Consider the following 18,051-nt stretch of genomic DNA (forward strand, 5'->3'; position numbering starts at 1 on the left):
ATTTCCAATTACCAGCGCAACAGAACCGCACCCCATGTAAATCCGCCACCCATTGCCTCGAGAAGAACGAGGTCTCCCTTCTTGATGCGACCGTCGGCTACGGCAGTTGCAAGGGCAAGAGGAACAGATGCGGCGGAGGTATTTCCGTGGCGATCGACCGTGATTACAACTTTTTCCTCGGCAATATTGAGCTTTTTTGCCGATGCATCAATGATGCGCTTGTTTGCCTGATGTGGGACGAACCAATCAATATCATCAGCGGTCAGCCCGGTTTCGGAGAAAGAAGCTTCAATAACGTCGGTAATCATGCCCACTGCATGTTTGAAGACCTCACGACCTTCCATGCGCAGATGACCCACCGTTTGCGTGGTAGACGGTCCGCCATCAACAAAAAGCTTCTCTTTGTGATTACCATCAGAGCGAAGATTCGCTGTCAGAATACCACGATCTGACGTCAGGCCTTTCCCTTCCGACGACTCGAGTACAATCGCGCCAGCGCCATCACCAAAAAGCACGCACGTGGTGCGGTCTTCCCAATCGAGAATGCGAGAGAAAGTTTCTGAGCCGATAACCAGAACGCGTTTTGCCAAGCCACCACGAATATAAAGATCCGCCGTGGTTATTGCATAGATGAAGCCACTGCAAACTGCCTGCAAGTCGAAGGCAAAGCCTGTCGTGATGCCCAATTCTCGCTGAATTTCAACAGCGCTCGCAGGAAAAGTGTGGTTTGGAGTCGATGTCGCAACCAGAACCAGATCAATGTCTGAAGCCTGAAGGCCAGCATTTTCCAACGCTGCGCGCGCGGCATCAGCACCAAGGGAAACAGTTGTTTCGCCCTCACCTGCAATATGACGCTGACGGATACCCGTACGCTGAACAATCCATTCGTCAGAGGTTTCAATAACACCCTCAAAATCGGAGTTCTTCATGATCCGCTTGGGGAGAGCAGATCCTATTCCTCTTACGACAGATCTTATCATCGCTTTTTCCTGTCCTAGTTGACCGATGCCGACATAGCTGACGGTCAAAATTCATACCCTTTTGCGGGCTAATTATCATTTAGTCGCTTCGTTGCCGTCATTGTTCGAAGCATGCGGATGGCTATGGTGGAAATGCGCCAAGTCCGCCTCAATTTTCTCAAGGAGGCGGTTTCGAACCATGTCGTAACCGACCTCAACCGCCGAACAGAAACCTTCTGCCGTTGCGCTGCCGTGACTCTTGATCACGACACCGCTCAATCCGAGCAGGACGCCGCCATTGACCTTATTGGGGTCCATCTTTTCACGAATCCGATCAAATGCACCTTTTGCGAAGATATAGCCAATCTTAGCGAGCAAAGTTCGGCTCATAGCTTGGCGCAGCATTTGCGCCATCTGCCGTGCGGTCCCTTCGGCGGTTTTGAGCGCGATATTGCCGGTAAAGCCTTCGGTAACGACCACATCAACCGTACCCTTGCCAATGTCATTACCCTCCACAAAGCCCGCATATTGCAGGCCGTCGAGGGGAATGTCGCGCAGAATCTGTCCCGCTTCCTTGATCTCATCAAGTCCTTTGACTTCTTCGGTACCGACATTAAGAAGGCCGACGGTTGGTTTGCGCACTTCAAACAGCGCACGTGCCATTCCCGCTCCCATAACGGCATAATCTACTAGCTGTCGTGCATCAGCGCCAATGGTTGCGCCGATGTCGAGAACAATACTCTCGCCACGAAGTGTCGGCCATATGCCAGCAATCGCCGGACGTTCAACATCAGACATCATGCGCAGGCAGAATTTGGACATGGCCATCAATGCCCCGGTATTACCGGCCGAAACACAAACATCCGCATCGCCGGTTTTGACGGCTTCGATTGCCTGCCACATGGAGGATTTACCCCGGCCGGCGCGCAGTGCCTGGCTTGGCTTATCATCCATTTTGATCGCAACCTGACTGGCACGAAACTCAGACGCCGCCTGAAGATTCGGATATCGTGCCAATACAGGCTCAACCTGGCCGGCCAAACCAAAGAAGATAAACCGGATATCAGGATGACGCTCAAGCGCCTTCGCAGCACCAGGGATGACCACTTCAGGGCCAAAATCACCGCCCATGGCGTCAATCGAAATTTTTATCACTCTTGATTAATCCTGTGCGATCCCTCGCCCCCAAATCTTCTTTTTAAAAAAGAGAGGGCTTTTCCGCGAAAATAGAGTTTTTCCGGGTGTGTACAACCAAATTCTCTCAAGTATCCGTTAAATCACGGCTTCTTAGACCAATCCGAGAGTTTTGCAAAAGGCGAATCGGGTTTATCTCCGTCTTCCATATCGCCAAAAACAATTGGCTCCACCTCGTCCGGCAGCCCCGGCTTGCGTGGATAAGGATCAAGTGCGAGTTCAAAAAACTCTTCCGCCACTGCTCCCAAATCAATCCTGTCACCAACAAATGTTTCTGGAATGTCTGCACCTTCTGCATCAAGCAGCAACTCGCCACTTTCGTCGAGTTGCACTTTTGCAAGTCGGGAATCTTCAGGCACAAAAATTGTATCAATGTCTTCGTCGATCATTGCATCGAGCGGCTCAAGTGTCGCTACACAAGACTGCACGACTTCTGCTTTGATGGTACCGCGGACGCGAATGCCCCGCTTCTTCCATGGTGTCAGCAAAAACTCAGCATCAAAGGATTTCACAGACTGCAAACCATGCGCAACACTCAATGCCGCTCTTTCCTTTTCATTCGTCCCAATCTTCACCGTAAGACCTTTGTGGGGCAGGTGCAGAACCGGAACGGGATAGGTCAGCGCCGGTTTATCAGTCATTATCGTCAGCCTTTTTCTTATTATCAGTTGGTGTAAACACCATATCTTCAACATTTATAAAGGAAATATTCCCTGCTGCCAAAGCACCGTCATCCATTTCTGTGAGCAAATCTCTGCACGAGAACATATAGGAACTCAGATGGTGAGAGTGTGGCCAAAATTCGAGCTCGGGTTGGATGTTTCTTGTCAAAGCAGCCGCAAGAGCTTCGTGATCATTGGAATCTAACGCCGCACCATAAGAACTCACCCGACCATAAAACATGCGTGCAAGCTTCTTGATACGCTTTGGCACGCTTTGATCACCGATTCCCAATTCTCGCAGGGAATGATCAACATCCTTGAAAAATTCATCAGCGATGTCTTGTGCAAGCGACATCAACGCTGGCTGCGCACCCTTCATGCGATGAAAGGTGAGAAAAATATGAACTGAAAGCATTTCATAGCGGCCAAGTGGCGTGTCAGGCACTTGAAATTCTGAATAAAACCACTTTTGCCGCGCCGCCGCCACGATCGTCTCGTAAACGCGAAGCACAACTGTCTCATTTGCTTTTGATTTGCGGCGAAAAAGTTGAAGAATCATTCTCGTACGACCGTACTTGTTGCATCCAGATGCAAGGTGGTTTACCGAAGTTCTCTCGACGGCGAAAGTGCCGCGCTGATATAGAATGTATGGAGAGGTCTTTGTTGCAGCGAATTTTCCCAAGCGCACGCAAACAGCGTGCCCTTCTCGCAGGCACAGCAATTCTCTTTTCGGCGGCTCTCGTCGGATGCAACACTGCATCCACGCTAAACCCGTCCGAAACGATCACAGAGGGTTACGTGCTTGATCAGGAAGCGCTCGATTCGGTGCCTGTTGGCTCCAGTCGTGAGCAGGTTCTTCTGGCTCTTGGTACGCCATCAACTACCGCAACCTTTGATAATGAAGTGTTCTATTACATTTCACAAAAGCGCTACCGTGCAGTGCAATTCATGAAACCCAAGATTGTTGATCGTCATATCCTTGCGGTTTACTTCGACAAGGATGGCAAAGTTCATCATATTGCGAACTACGGTCTGCAAGACGGCAAGATCTTCGATTTTGTATCGCGCACCACGCCAACCGGCGGCAAGGATCAGACCTTCATCGGCCAGATCATCCAGGGTGTTGCCAAGGCTCCGACATCGCTTCCGGGCGGTATGGGCGGAAACAACTGACATCGAATACAAACGAAAAAAACCCCGCCTCTCGGCGGGTTTTTTTGTTGTCCGAATATCAGGCCATATGAGCAAGAACCGCAAGTAGCAAGAGGGCCACGATATTGGTGATCTTGATAGCGGGATTAACGGCTGGACCTGCTGTATCCTTGTAAGGATCGCCAACAGTATCGCCAGTCACCGAAGCCTTGTGTGCTTCCGATCCCTTCAGATGTTTCACTCCATCAGCATCAGTAAAGCCATCTTCAAAGCTCTTCTTGGCATTATCCCAGGCACCACCGCCAGATGTCATGGATATGGCCACGAACAAACCGTTGATGATAACACCCAGCAGCGAGGCGCCGAGTGCCGCAAAAGCTGCCGCTTTGGAGCCTGATATCAGCAGCACGCCGAAATAGACGACAAGCGGCGCCAGAACCGGCAGAAGCGACGGAATAATCATTTCCCGAATAGCCGCCTTCGTCAAAAGATCGACAGCCCGGGCATAATCCGGGCGTTCTTTTCCAGTCATGATGCCAGGCTTCTCACGGAACTGACGACGCACTTCCTGCACCACTGCGCTACCTGCCCGACCAACAGCCGTCATCGCCATACCACCGAAGAGATATGGAATGAGTCCACCAAAGATCAGACCGGCAACCACGTAGGGATTGGAGAGCTCAAATGACACAGGCCCCATATCCGCGAAATAAGGATAGGTTTGGCCGTTGGCGGCAAAATAAGCCAGATCGTTAGAATAGGCCGCAAAGAGCACAAGAGCCCCCAGACCTGCCGATCCGATAGCATAGCCCTTGGTTACGGCCTTGGTCGTGTTGCCGACGGCATCCAGCGCATCGGTCGACTTTCGCACTTCCGGATCAAGGCCGGCCATTTCAGCAATACCGCCGGCATTGTCTGTCACCGGACCAAAAGCATCGAGGGCCACGATCATGCCAGCAATGCCAAGCATGGCCGTAACAGCGATTGCTGTGCCAAAGAGTCCAGCAAGCTGATATGTGCTGATGATGCCGCCAACAATGACAATTGCTGGCAAAGCGGTCGATTCGAGCGAAACAGCCAAACCCTGAATGACGTTGGTGCCGTGCCCTGTTACCGATGCCTGGGCAATCGAATTAACCGGTCGCTTGTTTGTTCCGGTGTAATATTCGGTTATCACCACGATCAGACCAGTAACGACGAGACCAATCAAACCACAGATGAAGAGATTGGTGCCGGTAATCGACATACCTGCGACAGTGCCGATTTCACCCCAGCCGATGGTCAACGTGTTGGCAACAGCAAGTCCCAAAACAGACAATAGACCTGTTGCAATGAGGCCCTTGTAGAGAGCGCCCATGATCGAGCCATTGACGCCGAGTTTGACAAAAAATGTGCCAGCAATCGAAGTGATGACACAAGTGCCGCAAATCGCCAGCGGATAGAGCATGACGCTTGAGAGGACGTCTGAGCCAGTGAAGAAGATAGCCCCCAGAACCATGGTCGCAACGACCGTAACAGCGTAGGTTTCGAACAAATCCGCCGCCATGCCTGCGCAGTCACCGACATTGTCGCCGACATTATCGGCTATGGTCGCAGGATTACGCGGATCATCTTCCGGAATGCCTGCTTCAACCTTGCCGACCAGATCGCCACCGACGTCAGCGCCCTTTGTGAAGATGCCACCGCCAAGGCGCGCAAAGATTGAAATGAGCGAAGCGCCGAAGCCAAGTGCGACAAGGGCATCGATGACGGTTCTGTCGGAAGGCGAATAGCCCATCCAGACAGTTAGAATGAAATAATAAACCGAGACCCCCAAGAGTGCGAGACCGGCCACAAGAAGCCCCGTAATGGCGCCCGATTTGAAAGCGAGTTCCAATCCACCTGCAAGACTTAACGAAGCTGCCTGCGCCGTACGCACATTTGCACGCACCGAAACATGCATCCCGATGAAGCCGGTCAACCCGGACAGGACTGCTCCGATGAGAAAGCCTATAGCAGCGGTGATCGACAACAGATACCAGACTGCCAGAAACACAACGACGCCAACAACGGAAATCGTGGTGTATTGTCGAGTGAGATAGGCTGATGCGCCTTCACGGATGGCACCAGCGATTTCCTGCATACGTGGTGTGCCCTGATCCGCCGCAAGCACAGAACGGATCGCCCATACGGCAAAAAGAACGGAAATCACACCACAGGCAATGACGAGAAGAAGAACTTCAATTCCCATTTAGGCCAACTCCCATGAGCTCGTGCCAGTCACAAGCAGACCGCACTCAATATTGGCGATGCCTGCATATATCGGCGCATTAAAGGCCCGAAAACCCCTCCCCGGGCCTACAACAGCGGCATGGAAGTGCCCGAAACCGACCATTCACCGGGCTTCTTCGGCTTCTTAATACTTTGAAAACACCGACCAGAAATTAAATAATTGGCAAAGGTTTTCGCATTTCAGCATTCGCATTGCCGCATGCCCAACATGCGGAAGCTATCTGCAAAGGTCAAGCCGTAGTTTATAGCGCATCCCGAAAAGGGCAAAGTCGTTGTCGGAACAAGATGCGCGTAAAAACAAATAGATAGAGCGGTTTCAATGATTTGGTATTCGCTGGAGCAGCTTTACTATACCAGAATGCAAAAAGGCCGCGATTTCTCGCAGCCTTTTGAGAAATTGCTGAGTGGCTAAGGCTTATCGGCCACGCGGCTTTGCGCCACGGCTTTCGCCACGCAGTTCAAAGGCCAGACGGTCAAGCACCGCGTTAACAAGCTTTGGCTCATCTTCAGTGTAGAACGCTTTAGCAATATCGACATATTCCGAAACGATCACAGCAGTCGGCACGTCCTTGCGGGTCTGCAATTCCCAAGCACCGGCACGCAGGATGGCGCGGAGGGTCGAGTCGAGACGCGACAGCGGCCAGTCCTCGGTGAGTGCCTGATGAATCATTGGGTCAAGCTTGAGCTGGCTATCGACAACACCGGCAACAATGGCGCGGAACCATTGTGGGTCGGCATCGAGATACTGTGTGCCATCCACTTCCTTGCCAAGACGATGGGCCTCATATTCAGCCACGACTTCCATGACGCCAGTACCGGCAACATCCATCTGGTAAAGCGCCTGCACGGCTGCAAGACGTGCAACGCCACGCTTGTTTGCAGATCGTGGTGCGTTCGGTGCAGAACGGCCTTCAGAAGAAGAAGTCATCGTATCAGGCTCCGAATTTCTTACGCAAATCAATCATGGTGAGCGCCGCACGGGCAGCAAAGCCACCCTTATCCTTGTCTTCGCGACGCGCACGGACCCAAGCCTGCTCGTCGTTCTCAACTGTCAGGATACCATTACCGATCGCAAGACCTTCTTCAACCGAAAGATCCGTGAGCGCGCGGCAGGACTCGTTGGCAACAATATCGAAATGATAAGTTTCACCGCGAATAACTGTGCCGAGAGCCACAAAACCATCGTAATAAGTGCCACCATTTTCCGCACCATCAAGTGCAAAAGAAATGGTCGCAGGCACTTCAAGCGCACCTGGCACCGTGACAACATCATATGTTGCTCCAGCCGCATCAAGAGCAGCCTTCGCGCCGTCAAGAAGCGCATCGGACAGTTCTTCATAGAAACGCGCTTCAACAATGAGCAAATGCGGCGCGCGCGCCTCGTGCTTCGACATGAGAGACTCCATAGCAGAAATCGCGGACCGCAAAATCTGCGGTCAACGCCAAATTCGGAAAATGCTGTTATAGCTTTAGAATGTAGGCTCTAAGCTTATTTCTGATATTGCGCAAGCCTTGCTGCGTACCGCGCGAGCTGATCGATCTCAATATTGATCCTGTCACCAGCCTTGCGATCGCCCCAAGTCGTCACTTCCAGCGAATGACGAATGAGCAGAACGTCAAAGTGGTTCCCATCGACACCATTGACTGTCAGTGAAGTGCCATCAAGCGCAACAGAGCCTTTCTGTGCAATAAAGGGTGCCAGTTCTTCCGGCGCGCGCAGCGTGAAGCGTACCGCATCGCCCTCTTCCTTCCGCTCAATAATTTCCGCCTGCCCATCAATGTGCCCGGAAACCAGATGACCACCCATTTCGTCGCCAAGCTTGAGCGAACGTTCTAGATTTATGCGTGTACCATGTTCCCATTTTGAAATCGTGGTCAGTCGCAGTGCTTCTTCCCAGGCTTCAACTTCAAACCAACGGGCATTTGTGCCTTTTTCCGGCAGCGCCACCACGGTCAGGCACACACCAGAGCAAGCAATCGACGCACCAAGCTCAATTGTTTCAGGGTCATAGGTTGTTTCAATGCGCAGCAAAATACCTTCATTCAAAGGCTTGATACGGTCCACTTTGCCGATATCGGTGACAATCCCAGTAAACATCACGCTTTCCTTACATACTCGATACAGGCATCTTGGCCGTACTGCGCATGGCGCAAAATTGTAAATTCATTATCGATATGGGATTGCAGATCCGTGACGGCAACCCCATTCTTCGCGCCGATTTCCACAGGCGAATGAAACAGGATAAGCCGGTCAACCAGCTTTTGTTGCAGGAAATTACTGGCAACACTGGCTCCACCTTCGACCAGAACAGACGAAATACCCTGCGCGGCAAGATCATCCATGAGCTCCGGCAAAGCAATTCGGCCTTCGTCGCTTTCCGCTGCAATGATACGGCAGCCTGCTGCCTGCATCTCGTAACGCCTTTCAGGCGCGACATTTTCACAACACGAAATCCACAAAGGAAGAGTCTCAGAACTACGAACCAGCCTTGAATCGAGAGGTAATTTCAATCCACTGTCCAATATAAGGCGAATTGGCGAACGCTGTTCCACCCCCGGAAGACGGCAATTCAGGATTGGATCATCAGCGATTGCCGTTTCAACACCGATCAGGATCACGTCGGTCTGTGAGCGCAATATATGCGACTGGGCGCGTGCAATCGGACCGGTAATGGAAACCTGCCCCTCACCCTTTTTTCCAATGTAGCCATCGGCAGAAAGTGCAAGTTTCAGAATCACTTCGGGGCGTTTTTTAGAAGATCGATTCAGATAGCCTGCCAGATCATCAGCAGCCTCGTCCGACAACACACCCGGCACCACTTCAATGCCTGCTTCGCGCAATATGGCGAAGCCTTTTCCACTCACCCGATCATCTGGATCAGTTGCAGCGACCACGACGCGTGCGACACCAGCCCGCACCAGCGCTTCGGCACATGGCGGGGTGCGACCATGATGAGCGCACGGCTCCAAAGTGACATAGGCCGTAGCGCCGCGTGCCGCTTCACCTGCATCGGCCAGCGCCTGCGGCTCGGCGTGAGGACGCCCACCGATTGCGGTGACGCCGCGTCCGACGATGATACCATCCTTGACAAGAATCGTACCCACTGACGGGTTTGTACCTGTAAGGCCTTTATTACGACGGGCGAGCCGGATCGTTGCTTCCATGAAGCGGACGTCATCCGAGTTGACATTTGTATGCAGAAATTCAACTCGGCTCATTTTATGCGTCCGGATCGCGATCGGCTTCAGTTACCGTAAGTTCATCAATGACATTATGGAAATCAACGGCCTTGCTGAAATTGCGATAAACGGAAGCAAAACGGATATACGCAATATCATCCACACCCTTAAGCGCATCCATTGTCAGACGGCCGATTTCTTCAGAAGTAACTTCTGCCTCACCGGAGCTTTCTAGCTGTCGCACAATGCCGGAAATGGCGCGCTCAACGCGTTCTTGATCGATCTCACGCTTTCGGAGCGCCACTTCGATGGAACGGGCAAGCTTTTCGCGATCAAAAGGCACCCGACGACCACTCTTCTTGACGACCATGAGGTCGCGGAGCTGGACACGCTCAAAAGTGGTGAAACGTCCGCCACAGACCGAACAAACACGGCGCCTGCGAATAACGGCACCATCCTCCGCGGGGCGGGAATCCTTAACTTGCGTATCTTCAGACTGGCAATAGGGACAACGCATGGCACTCTTTCACTTACGAAAGCGCATCTGCAAAAGGCTTGCCGAAGCGCTTTATCCTTTGTTTTCAAGCGTGCTGGTTAAAAGACACGCTTTGGATCGACTGATTCCTGATAATCATACCCCATCGTTAAGTTCGTGCATAATTAGTGCATAATTGAAAAAGCCCCACTCAACAGGGTTGAGCGGGGCTTCATCAAAATGTGAGCAGTTTAGCCCTGATAGCCGTACATGGGGAAGCGGTCGGTCAGTGCGATAACCTTTGCCTTCACCGCTGCTTCAACGGATGCATTGCCTTCATCGGAATTTGCTACCTTGAGACCATCGAGCACTTCTGCGATCAGCGAGCCGATTTCCTTGAATTCTGCCTTGCCGAAACCGCGCGTCGTTCCAGCCGGTGTGCCAAGGCGAATGCCAGAGGTTACGAATGGCTTTTCCGGGTCGAAAGGAATACCGTTCTTGTTACAGGTCACATTCGCACGACCAAGAGCCGCTTCAGCGCGTTTGCCTGTTGCATTTTTCGGACGCAGATCGACCAGCATAAGGTGGTTGTCTGTGCCGCCGGAAACGATATCGAGACCCTGCGACTTCAGCTCGTCCGAAAGAGCGCGCGCGTTATCGACGACATTCTGAGCGTAGACCTTGAATTCTGGCTTCAGCGCTTCAGCGAAGGCAACTGCCTTACCAGCGATCACATGCATCAACGGACCGCCCTGCAGACCCGGGAAGACAGCCGAATTGAACTTCTTTGCCAGTTCAGGATCGTTGGTGAGGATCATGCCGCCGCGCGGACCGCGAAGCGACTTGTGAGTCGTCGTGGTGCAGACATGGGCGTGTGGAACTGGCGATGGATGTACACCACCAGCAACCAGACCAGCGATATGAGCCATATCAACCATCAGATATGCGCCAACTTCGTCAGCGATCTCGCGGAAGCGCTTCCAATCCCAGAAACGGGAATAAGCAGTGCCGCCAGCGAGAATCAGCTTTGGCTTGTGTTCGCGCGCAAGGCGAGCGATTTCATCCATATCCAGAAGGTGATCGTCTTCACGAACGCCATAGGAAACAATGTTGAACCATTTGCCCGACATGTTGACCGGTGATCCGTGGGTCAGGTGACCACCGGAATTGAGGTCGAGGCCCATGAATGTGTCGCCAGGCTGAAGAAGCGCAAGGAACACAGCCTGATTCATCTGGCTGCCGGAGTTTGGCTGCACGTTGGCAAACTCTGCGCCAAAAAGCTTCTTGGCGCGTTCGATTGCCAATTCTTCAACAACGTCAACATACTGGCAGCCGCCGTAATAGCGCTTACCTGGGTAGCCTTCAGCATACTTGTTGGTAAGGATGGAGCCCTGAGCTTCAAGCACCGCACGCGATACGATGTTTTCCGAAGCGATCAGCTCGATTTCATGACGCTGACGACCGAGTTCATTACGGATCGCACCGAAAATATCGGCATCGACTTCTTCAAGAGTTGCGTTGAAAAAAGCGTTATTGGCTTGCGACATGTTTCACACCCTCCGGGTTAGCCGGTGATAGCTATATGGTATGAGGCGCAGTATCACACTTCGAATAGCAAGGCCAATGGCCGCGAAGCGAAAAGCATGTTCCAAAATGCGGCATGACGTAGCTTGGACCGGCACTCCCAACAAAAATAGCCGTCCGAACCAAGTTCGGACGGCTATTTTTCATTAAAGCGCGTTTCGGTTTGATTAGATCAGGTATCGGTGCCGAGTGCCAGAGCGGTTGCACCATCCATCTTGTAAATGTCGTCGCGGAACTGCACCACGCCATCGCCTGTTGACCATGCGGTTATGTAGACGAAATGAAGTGGCACAGGATCAGCCACCTGTATCGGCGTATTAACACCCGATGCAATGGTCCCTTCGATGTTCTGGCGATCCCATCCTGCGGTATTTTTCAACAGCCAGACATCAAGATCGCGGACATTCTGCACACGCACACAGCCCGACGAATCAAAACGCATAAGCTTGTTGAAGTAGCTCTTTTGCGGTGTGTCATGCATATAAACCGCATGGGTATTGTGGAAGTTGATTTTGGTCGAGGACATGGCGTTGATCTTGCCCGGATCCTGACGGAACATCAGCTTCACAGCATCATCGGTATTCCAGTCTACGCTTTCCGGCGGAACTTCCTGTCCCTGCGCATTGTAGAGGCGGATCTTGTTATTGGTCAGATATTGCGGATTTTTCCGCATCAGCGGAATAATGTCCTTCTGGATGATCGACTTTGGTGCAGTCCAGTAAGGATTAAGAATAACTTCGTGAATCTTGGAATCAAGAATTGGCGTCTGACGGTCGATCTTGCCGACAACGGCCGTATGGCGCTGTGAAACGCTGCCATTTTCCACGGCTTCAATTCGAGCAGCCGGGATATTGACCATGACGAAACGCTGTTCGGACTGCGTTGCAGGTGTCATCGCCGACAGGCGCTGAAGGTTTGTCTGCAACTGTCCAAGGCGCGTATTGGCATCGACATTCATTGCCGCATAGGTAAACTGCCCCATGACACCATCAGCCGGAAGGCCGTGACGTGACTGGAAGCGCTTCACCGCTGCATCAACATAAGTATCGAAAGCAGTGGAAACACCGGCTTCACGCGGAAGATCACCGGAAACAATCAGACGCTGACGCAGAGCCTGAACCGCAGGGTCACTGACGCCAAGCTGTAATTTCGCATTGCCCGGCACCTGTGGCCAGCCGCCGCGGCCAGCAATGTCCGCATATTGCGCGATCGCCGACTGAAGATTGCCTGCGGTCTGCGTGCTAAGCACCGGTTGATTGGTCGCGACTTTCTGACCACCAGTCACGCGTGCGTCGAACTGGTCATCCCAGTTGCCGCGGCGTGGAGCCGATAGAATATCATTCAGAGCCTGCTGCTGGGCGAAAGCCGCCGGAGCGATTGCAGAGGCTGCGGCAGCCAGACCGGCCGTTGCCGCACCGCGAAGAAAGCCGCGACGACCCGCATTGAACGCTTGTGTATTCTTATCGGTTTTGGTCATTATTCTGGTCCCAAAGGCTAACCTGTTGCATCCGAATACAAAGCATTCGGAAATAGCTCATGATTATGCACTGTATTAAACCGCTTATGTCGGTTTTTATGGCTTATTCATGTCGCAAAGCCCGGATTTCAAGCCAAGCCTCGCTAAAATAGCTATCAATAATGAAGTTTAACTTACAAACAGTGCTGGTTGTGACCATTCTGCAACAAGGCTGTCAGAGTCTATAAGCAATGCTGTCGTTCCAGAAGCGATCCAAACGCTGCAACGACCTGTTCATGGCAGTAAATTCTTCAACCTGAATACCACCAACCTGCTCGATGGAAGCAATATGGCGCTGATAAAGCGACTGTACCTGATCTGCAATCTCGTTGCCCTGATCGGTCAGACTGACACGAACTGAGCGGCGGTCAGTGTTCGAACGTTCATGATTGATGAAGCCCATATCGACAAGCTTCTTGAGATTATAAGAAACATTCGAGCCCAGATAATACCCCCGCGAACGCAATTCACCGGCAGTCAGCTCTGAATTGCCGATGTTGAACAGGAGCAGTGCCTGCGTTGCATTGATGTCGCTGCGGCCAGCGCGATCGAATTCATCTTTGATGACGTCAAGCAGGCGGCGATGCAGACGTTCAACGAGCTGTAGCGCTTCGAGATAGAGTGTGCGGAGAGCTGCTTCGGGATTCAAAAGCGGAGCAGATGCATCCATTCTGTGCTGTGCATTGATCATTTCTTTTGCCTCTCTGTCGGAGCTGCCTTACGTGAGACTGCTCTCTTCCTGTTGGTCCGGTGTATTATCTCACCGTGTCTTGAGAGGACTTTAGGCTTGATGCATAAAATTCGACTTAAAAGTCAGCCTTAACAATCACTTACCACGCGAAATGCAATTTCAGGCTTAATGTTCGGTTACCATGCTGCTTCGTCACACAGCCAAGCCTACGCGGGAAAGCCGCCTTTTTTCAATATAAAGCAAAACGCGAAACACAACATAAATGATGATACAAACCGCATTAAAAGCGACGAGCAGCGGTCTGTATTCGAAATGGCGAGCAAAAACTGAATAGATGGCAATCTCACCCACAGATGCGATAATCCACAACACCGGCCCCCATTCAGCCCGCATCCATAGGCCTGTCGCGGCAACCGGCATCAGCAAGGCGAGCGCCACACATGCCGTCTGCCATTGCCACGGCATGAGATCAAAACGCCACAGCAATCCCGGCTGAATACCGATCAGCTTGATCCAGTAATACACGCCGCTTGCAAGAGCAGAGAGCGCGATCAACCTTATAAACCAGACAAATGACCATTCTGTGCCGCTGGGTTGTAATTGCTGGTGCAGTTCATCCTGACGCATCAAAAACTCAGTTCCCTCTCGCCAAGATTAGCAAAATACGCATTGACCATTTCCGGCTTCACTTCATCAATCGATGCTGGCTTCCAGACGGGTGCACCGTCCTTGTCGATCAGCACGGCTCGCACTCCTTCATAGAAATCATGTTGGCCAAGCATACGGGATGCAATGCGATATTCCATCCGCATACAATCGTCGAGATCCAGAGCGCGACCATCGGCAATCTGACGGAATGTGACAGCCACACTGGTTGGTGAACGCGTAGCAATTACGTTCAGAATATCCGTTGCCGGCTTATTGCCTGCATTTGCAGCTTTTTCCAGTTTATCGAGGCATTCGGACAGCGTCGCATGTGCGAAACTCTCGGCAATGACTTTGCGAGTTTCGGGTGCGGTCTCAAAATCGGGGTATTGAGAACGGGCCAAAGCCCCATCAAGATCAGCCCTTGCCACAAGGTCATCGCGAAGGTCTTCGAGATCGCTGGCAGCCACAGCATGTGTTGCGATGCCGCTCTGCAGGCAGTCTCCCCAGCGAATGCGATTACCGGTGAGTGCAAGATAATAGCCGAAATTATCATGAAGATGCGGCAGGAAGGCGCTTCCACCGACATCGGGGAAGAAGCCGATTCCGGTTTCCGGCATCGCAAAAAGCGTGTTTTCAGTCACGATCCGGTGCGAACCATGTACAGAAATGCCAGCGCCACCGCCCATGACGATGCCGTTTAGCAGCGATATATACGGCTTTGGAAACCGTCCGATGCGGGCATTCAGTCGATATTCATCGCGGAAAAAATCAAAGGCGGGCGTGCCTTCGCGCCCAGCCTTATAAGCTGCAACGACGTCACCGCCGGCGCAGAATGCACGGCCTTCGCCTTCCAGAATAACGCAGGCGACATCCGGATCGGTTTCCCAAGCATGCAAAGCACGGTCGAGTGCGAGAATCATTTTATGAGTCAGAGCATTGAGAGCAGACGTGCGCGTAAGCTTCACGAGCCCCGCTTTTCCCTTGCGTTCAAAGCTGATTTCACCACCACCACCGAAATCGATCTGCATCATGTCTCTCCCGTTTATAAGAGGAGTAGAAAGTGAAACGCCCCGCGTCAATCCTGCACAGGCCTGTACCGGCCAATGCACTTGGATTAGCCACTTTTCCCGTGATAAACCGTGCTCATCTGATAACAAGCTTCCGAACCGTTAGATTCCCAAGCTTTCTTCTCTCGGGAACATGTATATGACTGATCGTTTGTCCAACATCTCTTCTGCCAACATTTCAAGCCATGTCGATGACGTGACGCAAGGTCGTCGTCTGCGCAGAATGCGCAAGGCCGACTGGTCGCGTAGACTGGTTCAGGAAACGCATCTGAAGGTGGACGATCTAATCCTGCCATTCTTTCTGACTTACGGAACGAATGTCAGTGAACCTGTGGACGCAATGCCGGGCGTCGAGCGTTACTCGGTCGATATGGCTGTGCGCATGGCAGAAAAGGCTGCCAAACTTGGTATACCGGCAATTGCGCCCTTCCCGCGCGAAAAAGCCGAAGTCAAGTCCGAGGACGGCGCTTTTGTTGCAAGCCCAGACAATCTGATCAACCGCGCCGTGCGTGCGATCAAGAAGGAAGTGCCGGAAATCGGTATCATTACCGATGCAGCACTCGATCCATTCACAACGCATGGCCATGACGGCATTTTGCGCAATGGCGAAATCATCAACGATGAAACAGTTGCGATGGTGGTTCGTGGCGCACTTTCTCAGGCCGAAGCCGGTGCAGACATTATCGCACCTTCCGACATGATGGATGGCCGTATCGGCGCTATTCGTCAGGCACTGAATGCCCAGGGTTTCAGCCATATTCCGATCATGTCCTATGCGACCAAATTCGCATCTGCCTTCTACGGCCCGTATCGCGATGCGATTGGAACGGCAGGACTTTTAAAGGGTGATAAGAAAACCTATTATCTCGACCCGGCAAACTCTGATGAAGCTGTCCGTGAGGCAGAGCAAGACGTCGCTGAAGGCGCTGACATGCTGATGGTCAAGCCTGGCATGCCTTATCTCGACATCATCCATCGCCTGAAAAACGCATTCCGCCTGCCGACTTATGCCTATCAGGTATCGGGCGAATATTCGATGATCAAAGCTGCAGGTATGAATGGCTGGATCGACGAAGAAAAAGCCATGATGGAAAGCTTGCTTGCCTTCAAACGTGCAGGTTGCGACGGAATTCTAACCTATTTTGCACTTGATGTAGCGGCAAAGCTGAACAGCCACGCTTAACTTGCTGAATACTATTTCCTTGAAATAGCCAGTTTCGTACACCACTTTGAGACTGTCCCGCGTCGTGCGGGGCAGCGGACGGTTGTTCCCGGACGCTTCGTTTGAAGGACTGGAAGGAAAAATGTCCGACAATATTCTGCACGGCGAAGTCATAGGGCCGCATTACGAGAGCCGCGCATTTTTCGAAGGCGTGAGAACACGTCGAATTATGGCTTTTCTTATCGATTATGTTATTGTTTTTCTGCTGTGCATTCCGGCGGCAATCGTGATTTTCATTCTTGGAATTCTCACGCTTTCACTGGGATGGGCGCTTTACGCCATCATGTTTCCGGTGGTCGCTTTGTTCTATGTGTCACGCACGCTCGGTGGCCCACAGCAGGCGACAAAGGGTATGCAGATGATGAACATCAAGATGGTTCGTCTTGAAGGCGGCACGATCGATCCGATGTTGGCGGTGGCCCACACAGTGCTATTCTGGGGCCTGAATGTGGTGCTTACACCGCTAATACTGTTGGCCACGCTCGTGATTGACCGCAAACGTACTGTGCACGACCTTCTTCTTGGAACCGCAGTCATCCGTTCGGACCGCTAAAACCAAGCATCAAAAAAATTCAGAGCCGACTGCGCAAAAGTCTATTGACGTTTTGTGCAGTCGGCTCAATCTTTAGAGCTTAAAGAGATGGTTCGGTATTGCCGTTTCGTGGATATTGAATGACCCATCAACCGCAACAGTCTCCGCAGTTTTTCTTAACGGCTCCATCGCCCTGTCCGTATCTTGACGGACAGATGGAACGGAAAGTGTTTACGCATCTGGTGGGCGACAAGGCCAGAGAAATCAACGACCTGCTTACGCAAGGTGGTTTCCGCCGATCTCAGAACATTGCTTATCGCCCAGCCTGCGAACTTTGCCGCGCTTGCGTTTCGGTACGAATCCTGACTGGCGAATTTGAGATGAACCGCAGCATGCGGCGTGTCTGGAACCTTAATCGTGATCTGATAGGCCGTGAGCACAAGGCGCAACCGAGCACCGAACAATATGCTCTCTTCCGGGATTATCTGGATGCGCGCCACCATTCAGGCGGCATGTCCGATATGACAGTGCTCGATTATGCCATGATGGTTGAAGATACCCACGTCAACACGCAGATTATCGAATATCGCAGACGCGGGCCGGACAGCTTTATCAGCGCCAAAGGTGACGGGGAGCTTATCGCGGTAGCGCTTACCGACGTGATGGCCGACGGCCTCTCTATGGTCTATTCATTCTTCTCACCGCATATGCATGATCGATCGCTCGGAACCTTCATGATCCTTGATCATATTGAGCGCGCGCGGGCGGCTGGCCTCCCCTATGTCTATCTTGGCTATTGGGTCGAAGGGTCACGCAAGATGCAATATAAGACGCGCTTCAAACCGCAAGAACATCTCGGTCCTCGCGGCTGGCAGAAGTTTGAGGGCTAGAAACAAAT

The 18,051-nt window shown here is 52.1% G+C and carries 19 protein-coding genes; 4 read left to right on the top strand and 15 right to left on the bottom strand.

Going from position 1 to position 18,051, the window contains the following annotated elements:
- Nucleotides 1-8: 8 nt before the first annotated feature.
- The 4 genes from H5024_RS08690 to H5024_RS08705 all read right to left on the bottom strand — a co-directional run bounded on the left by H5024_RS08690 (nucleotide 9) and on the right by H5024_RS08705 (nucleotide 3,374).
- The gene (locus H5024_RS08690) at nucleotides 9-980 is read right to left on the bottom strand and encodes a beta-ketoacyl-ACP synthase III (RefSeq protein ID WP_187545451.1); all 972 of its coding nucleotides are present in this window, start codon (nucleotides 978-980) and stop codon (nucleotides 9-11) included.
- Nucleotides 981-1,055: 75 nt separating this feature from the next.
- Nucleotides 1,056-2,114 carry a phosphate acyltransferase PlsX gene (gene plsX / locus H5024_RS08695; protein WP_187545454.1) on the bottom strand — a complete coding sequence of 353 codons (1,059 nt, stop codon included), beginning with the start codon at nucleotides 2,112-2,114 and terminating at the stop codon, nucleotides 1,056-1,058.
- 122 nt (nucleotides 2,115-2,236) lie between these two features.
- Nucleotides 2,237-2,794 (bottom strand): DUF177 domain-containing protein, encoded by a 558-nt coding sequence (locus H5024_RS08700; RefSeq protein ID WP_187545459.1) that lies wholly within the window; start codon nucleotides 2,792-2,794, stop codon nucleotides 2,237-2,239.
- Nucleotides 2,787-3,374 (bottom strand): ubiquinol-cytochrome C chaperone family protein, encoded by a 588-nt coding sequence (locus H5024_RS08705; protein WP_187545462.1) that lies wholly within the window; start codon nucleotides 3,372-3,374, stop codon nucleotides 2,787-2,789. The genes H5024_RS08700 and H5024_RS08705 overlap by 8 nt, the downstream gene beginning before the upstream one ends.
- A 101-nt stretch (nucleotides 3,375-3,475) precedes the next feature.
- Here H5024_RS08705 and H5024_RS08710 point away from each other — a divergent pair, with 101 nt between their 5' ends.
- Entirely contained in the window at nucleotides 3,476-3,988 is a 513-nt protein-coding gene (locus H5024_RS08710; protein WP_187545464.1) for an outer membrane protein assembly factor BamE, read from the top strand.
- A 58-nt stretch (nucleotides 3,989-4,046) separates the two neighbouring features.
- Here the strand turns inward: H5024_RS08710 and H5024_RS08715 are convergent, their stop codons facing one another.
- The 11 genes from H5024_RS08715 to H5024_RS08765 all read right to left on the bottom strand — a co-directional run bounded on the left by H5024_RS08715 (nucleotide 4,047) and on the right by H5024_RS08765 (nucleotide 15,360).
- A complete protein-coding gene (locus tag H5024_RS08715) occupies nucleotides 4,047-6,197 on the bottom strand; it encodes a sodium-translocating pyrophosphatase (RefSeq protein WP_187545466.1) in 2,151 nt (716 codons plus the stop codon).
- 456 nt (nucleotides 6,198-6,653) lie between these two features.
- Nucleotides 6,654-7,166, bottom strand: coding sequence for a transcription antitermination factor NusB (gene nusB, locus H5024_RS08720; protein WP_007874461.1), 513 nt, complete (start codon nucleotides 7,164-7,166; stop codon nucleotides 6,654-6,656).
- A 4-nt stretch (nucleotides 7,167-7,170) separates the two neighbouring features.
- The gene (locus H5024_RS08725; RefSeq protein ID WP_187545469.1) at nucleotides 7,171-7,632 is read right to left on the bottom strand and encodes a 6,7-dimethyl-8-ribityllumazine synthase; all 462 of its coding nucleotides are present in this window, start codon (nucleotides 7,630-7,632) and stop codon (nucleotides 7,171-7,173) included.
- Nucleotides 7,633-7,727: 95 nt separating this feature from the next.
- Complete coding sequence (locus tag H5024_RS08730) at nucleotides 7,728-8,336, bottom strand: riboflavin synthase (protein WP_187545471.1); 609 nt, start codon at nucleotides 8,334-8,336, stop codon at nucleotides 7,728-7,730.
- Nucleotides 8,336-9,457, bottom strand: a complete 1,122-nt coding sequence (gene ribD, locus H5024_RS08735) for a bifunctional diaminohydroxyphosphoribosylaminopyrimidine deaminase/5-amino-6-(5-phosphoribosylamino)uracil reductase RibD (RefSeq protein WP_187545473.1) — start codon at nucleotides 9,455-9,457, stop codon at nucleotides 8,336-8,338. The genes H5024_RS08730 and ribD overlap by 1 nt, the downstream gene beginning before the upstream one ends.
- 1 nt (nucleotide 9,458) lies before the next feature.
- Nucleotides 9,459-9,935, bottom strand: a complete 477-nt coding sequence (gene nrdR, locus H5024_RS08740) for a transcriptional regulator NrdR (protein ID WP_187545475.1) — start codon at nucleotides 9,933-9,935, stop codon at nucleotides 9,459-9,461.
- Nucleotides 9,936-10,144: 209 nt separating this feature from the next.
- Complete coding sequence (glyA, locus tag H5024_RS08745) at nucleotides 10,145-11,440, bottom strand: serine hydroxymethyltransferase (protein ID WP_187545478.1); 1,296 nt, start codon at nucleotides 11,438-11,440, stop codon at nucleotides 10,145-10,147.
- A gap of 209 nt (nucleotides 11,441-11,649) precedes the next feature.
- On the bottom strand, nucleotides 11,650-12,954 hold the full coding sequence (locus H5024_RS08750; protein ID WP_187545481.1) for a L,D-transpeptidase family protein: 1,305 nt from the start codon (nucleotides 12,952-12,954) through the stop codon (nucleotides 11,650-11,652).
- A gap of 214 nt (nucleotides 12,955-13,168) precedes the next feature.
- Entirely contained in the window at nucleotides 13,169-13,663 is a 495-nt protein-coding gene (locus H5024_RS08755) for a winged helix DNA-binding protein (protein ID WP_337961960.1), read from the bottom strand.
- A gap of 213 nt (nucleotides 13,664-13,876) precedes the next feature.
- Nucleotides 13,877-14,311: a DUF6163 family protein gene (locus tag H5024_RS08760; protein ID WP_187545486.1), complete on the bottom strand. Its 435-nt coding sequence runs from the start codon at nucleotides 14,309-14,311 to the stop codon at nucleotides 13,877-13,879.
- Nucleotides 14,311-15,360, bottom strand: coding sequence for an enoyl-CoA hydratase/isomerase family protein (locus H5024_RS08765; protein ID WP_187546719.1), 1,050 nt, complete (start codon nucleotides 15,358-15,360; stop codon nucleotides 14,311-14,313). Before H5024_RS08765 ends, H5024_RS08760 begins: the two co-directional genes overlap by 1 nt.
- A 178-nt stretch (nucleotides 15,361-15,538) precedes the next feature.
- On the opposite strand from H5024_RS08765, the gene hemB reads away from it, so the two are divergent.
- From hemB to H5024_RS08780, 3 genes are all read left to right on the top strand, one after another.
- Nucleotides 15,539-16,582: a porphobilinogen synthase gene (hemB, locus tag H5024_RS08770; RefSeq protein WP_187545488.1), complete on the top strand. Its 1,044-nt coding sequence runs from the start codon at nucleotides 15,539-15,541 to the stop codon at nucleotides 16,580-16,582.
- Between the two features lie 121 nt (nucleotides 16,583-16,703).
- Nucleotides 16,704-17,174, top strand: coding sequence for an RDD family protein (locus H5024_RS08775; protein ID WP_187545491.1), 471 nt, complete (start codon nucleotides 16,704-16,706; stop codon nucleotides 17,172-17,174).
- A 119-nt stretch (nucleotides 17,175-17,293) separates the two neighbouring features.
- The gene (locus H5024_RS08780; protein ID WP_187545494.1) at nucleotides 17,294-18,043 is read left to right on the top strand and encodes an arginyltransferase; all 750 of its coding nucleotides are present in this window, start codon (nucleotides 17,294-17,296) and stop codon (nucleotides 18,041-18,043) included.
- Nucleotides 18,044-18,051 lie beyond the last annotated feature (8 nt).

The sequence above is a fragment of the Ochrobactrum sp. Marseille-Q0166 genome, assembly GCF_014397025.1.
GTDB lineage: Bacteria > Pseudomonadota > Alphaproteobacteria > Rhizobiales > Rhizobiaceae > Brucella.

Coding starts and splice junctions, on each gene's coding strand:
- H5024_RS08690 (WP_187545451.1), bottom strand. CDS start 980: ATGATAAGATCTGTCGTAAGAGGAATAGGATCTGCTCTCCCCAAGCGG.
- H5024_RS08700 (WP_187545459.1), bottom strand. CDS start 2,794: ATGACTGATAAACCGGCGCTGACCTATCCCGTTCCGGTTCTGCACCTG.
- H5024_RS08705 (WP_187545462.1), bottom strand. CDS start 3,374: ATGATTCTTCAACTTTTTCGCCGCAAATCAAAAGCAAATGAGACAGTT.
- H5024_RS08715 (WP_187545466.1), bottom strand. CDS start 6,197: ATGGGAATTGAAGTTCTTCTTCTCGTCATTGCCTGTGGTGTGATTTCC.
- nusB (WP_007874461.1), bottom strand. CDS start 7,166: ATGACTTCTTCTTCTGAAGGCCGTTCTGCACCGAACGCACCACGATCT.
- H5024_RS08725 (WP_187545469.1), bottom strand. CDS start 7,632: ATGTCGAAGCACGAGGCGCGCGCGCCGCATTTGCTCATTGTTGAAGCG.
- H5024_RS08730 (WP_187545471.1), bottom strand. CDS start 8,336: ATGTTTACTGGGATTGTCACCGATATCGGCAAAGTGGACCGTATCAAG.
- ribD (WP_187545473.1), bottom strand. CDS start 9,457: ATGAGCCGAGTTGAATTTCTGCATACAAATGTCAACTCGGATGACGTC.
- nrdR (WP_187545475.1), bottom strand. CDS start 9,935: ATGCGTTGTCCCTATTGCCAGTCTGAAGATACGCAAGTTAAGGATTCC.
- glyA (WP_187545478.1), bottom strand. CDS start 11,440: ATGTCGCAAGCCAATAACGCTTTTTTCAACGCAACTCTTGAAGAAGTC.
- H5024_RS08750 (WP_187545481.1), bottom strand. CDS start 12,954: ATGACCAAAACCGATAAGAATACACAAGCGTTCAATGCGGGTCGTCGC.
- H5024_RS08755 (WP_337961960.1), bottom strand. CDS start 13,663: ATGGATGCATCTGCTCCGCTTTTGAATCCCGAAGCAGCTCTCCGCACA.
- H5024_RS08760 (WP_187545486.1), bottom strand. CDS start 14,311: ATGCGTCAGGATGAACTGCACCAGCAATTACAACCCAGCGGCACAGAA.
- H5024_RS08765 (WP_187546719.1), bottom strand. CDS start 15,360: ATGCAGATCGATTTCGGTGGTGGTGGTGAAATCAGCTTTGAACGCAAG.
- hemB (WP_187545488.1), top strand. CDS start 15,539: ATGACTGATCGTTTGTCCAACATCTCTTCTGCCAACATTTCAAGCCAT.
- H5024_RS08775 (WP_187545491.1), top strand. CDS start 16,704: ATGTCCGACAATATTCTGCACGGCGAAGTCATAGGGCCGCATTACGAG.
- H5024_RS08780 (WP_187545494.1), top strand. CDS start 17,294: ATGACCCATCAACCGCAACAGTCTCCGCAGTTTTTCTTAACGGCTCCA.